The sequence below is a fragment of the Bifidobacterium sp. M3-N-101 genome, from assembly GCF_023656805.1.
GTDB classification, from domain to species: Bacteria; Actinomycetota; Actinomycetes; order Actinomycetales; family Bifidobacteriaceae; genus Bifidobacterium; species Bifidobacterium breve.
This window is the reverse complement of the sequence record NZ_JAMOKQ010000020.1, coordinates 1-1,907: the sequence shown is the minus strand read 5'-3', so window position 1 is coordinate 1,907 and position 1,907 is coordinate 1. Positions and strand designations below refer to the sequence as shown.

Genomic DNA, 1,907 nt, shown 5'->3' with positions numbered 1-1,907 from the left:
CCAGCTCCAAGTCTCACGCGACTCTCGCCGCCGCTTGGTTCGCGTTTCGCCGGATGCCGCATTGTCCCGCACTCAAGGCGGGTCTGTCTTCCGCTTCCTCCACGCGCGTTTGACGTCTCCGGGGCACTCCCGGCGACTTGGATGTTGATGGCCGCGTTCACATCACGGTCGATGACAAGCCCGCACTCCTCGCAATGGTAGACGCGCTCGGACAGGGGCAGCTTGGCTTTCACCGTCCCGCAGTTCGAGCAGGTCTTCGAGCTTGGATACCAGCGGTCGATGACGTGGAGCCTCGCGCCGGCGCGTGCGGTCTTGTAGGTCAGTAGGCGTCGGAACTCCGCGAACGCGGCGTCCTGAATCGATCGGGCGAGCCCGTGGTTTCCCACCATGCCCGCCACGTTCAAGTCCTCGATGCTGATGTCCGCGTAGGTATGGGCGAGCATGGCGGTGGTCTTGTTGAGCGCGTCCGAACGCAGGTTCGCCACCCGTGCGTATAGTCGGGCGACCTGCGCTCTCGCCTTGCGGCGGCGGTTGGAGCCTTTCCGTTTGCGGCTCAGGCTCCGTTGGGCTTTCTTCAACCGTCTGAGGTTCGATTTGAGTGCGTGCGGGTTGTGTATCACGGTGCCGTCCGACAATGCGGCGAGCTCCTTCACGCCCAAGTCGATGCCGACGCTCCCGCCTTTCGGCGGCGATGGAATCGGCAGGTCGGCGCGTTCGACGGTCAGGCTGGCCTGCCAGCGTCCACCACGCTTGGATACGCTCATGCGCAGCACCTTCGCGCCGTCCACTCGCCTGGACACGTCCTCCATGCAGTGCACGCGGCCTATCCTCGGGAGCCGCAGCGCATGAGGGTCACAGTCAATGAGACCAAACGAGCCCGTCGTGTACGCGAATCCGGGAACCGCCTTGTCCTTGGACTTGAAGCGCGGGAACCCCATCCTGCGGCCTTTCCGCCGCCCCTTGCGGGACTTGGAGAAGTTCTTCAGCGCGTCGGCCAATGATTCGAGGCCGCTGTTGTATGCCTCCTTGCTGTTCCTGGGCCACCAGGGTTCTCCCGTGGTCTCGTCCACGGCGAGTGTGTTCTTGGCTTGGTTCCACCACCTGCGCAGCCCGTAGTACGACCATTCGGGTTTATCGCCGCGTTCGAGCATGTCCTTGACATGCGCCAGCCCATTGTTGTAGGCGAATCGCGCCGCCCCGGCGTGCGATTCCAACAATCGTTCCTGCCGCGGAGTCGGGTCAAGCGCCACCCTGACCGCCTCAAGCATCGCGCGCCGCCTTCAACGCCGCGTCCGTCTTGCGCTTGGCCGCGCGACGCCCGTACAGCCGGGCGCAGAACGAGGTCAGCACCTCGGTCATGTCGCGCACCAGATCGTCGTCCGGCTCCGTGTCGTCCACCACGATGATCCGGCGTCCCTGCGCCTTCAACGCGCTCTCCACCAGCCCCGCGTTCATGCGGGCGAGCCTGCCCCTGTGCTCCACGATCAGCGTGCCCACGGTCGGGTCGGACAATAGCCGGTTGAGCTTGCGCCGCCTGTCGTCCATGCCGGAACCCGTCTCCGTGACGATTTCCGGCTTCTCTACTCCCATGCCAAGGGCGAACGCCTTCAACCGGTCGGCCTGACGTTGCAGGTCGTTCTTTTGGTCGCCGCTGGATACTCGCGCATAGCAGACGGTGCGGGGTTCCATGCTTTTCGATTGCGGCATGGTCTCGTATTTCGGGTCGTGGATGAGCCACATGCCGGTCGGCGTCTGTTCCACAGGAACGGGCATGGCGCCCTGACGGCACCATTTCCACACGGTCTGCGGATGCAATCCTTCCAGTCTGGCCCATTCCTTTACCAACATGAGATTTATTATAACATAGGATTACTTAAGAAAACAAAACAGTTCAGTAACAGGCAACA

The 1,907-nt window shown here is 63.0% G+C and carries 2 protein-coding genes; both read right to left on the bottom strand.

The genetic code is table 11. The features are described 5' to 3' along the window. On the bottom strand, positions 1 to 1,268 hold a 1,268-nt coding region (gene tnpB, locus NBH12_RS10790; protein WP_250819487.1), incomplete at its 3' end, for an IS607 family element RNA-guided endonuclease TnpB. Then, positions 1,261 to 1,848, bottom strand: coding sequence for an IS607 family transposase (locus tag NBH12_RS10785; protein ID WP_065456616.1), 588 nt, complete (start codon positions 1,846 to 1,848; stop codon positions 1,261 to 1,263). The genes NBH12_RS10785 and tnpB, both read right to left, overlap by 8 nt. Between the last annotated feature and the right edge of the window lie 59 nt (positions 1,849 to 1,907).